This is a genomic window from Streptomyces sp. NRRL S-87, from assembly GCF_000719335.1.
GTDB lineage: Bacteria > Actinomycetota > Actinomycetes > Streptomycetales > Streptomycetaceae > Streptomyces.
The window spans coordinates 1-332 of record NZ_JOGB01000211.1 but is presented as its reverse complement, the minus strand read 5'-3'; the positions used below and the strand labels follow the sequence as shown (position 1 = coordinate 332).

Sequence of the window (332 nt, the reverse complement as noted above, 5' to 3'; positions counted from 1 at the left end):
AACTGTGGCAGCTCTACAACGGCCGCCACGCCCCCGGCGAACACGTCCGCGTCTTCCCCCTGTCCAACTGGACCGAGCTGGACGTCTGGCAGTACATCGACCGCGAGGGCATCGAGCTCCCGCAGATCTACTTCGCCCACGAGCGCGAGGTCTTCGCCCGCAACGGCATGTGGCTGACCGCCGGCGAGTGGGGCGGCCCCAAGGACGGCGAGACGGTCGAGAAGCGGCTCATCCGCTACCGCACCGTCGGCGACATGTCCTGCACCGGCGCCGTCGACTCCGACGCCACCACGCTCGACGCGGTGATCGCCGAGATCGCCGTCTCCCGCCTC

The 332-nt window shown here is 69.6% G+C and carries 1 protein-coding gene; it reads left to right on the top strand.

Annotated elements, in window-relative coordinates:
- The coding region (locus IF43_RS0135790; RefSeq protein WP_030211314.1) for a phosphoadenosine phosphosulfate reductase family protein at window positions 1-332 on the top strand (332 nt) is incomplete at both ends.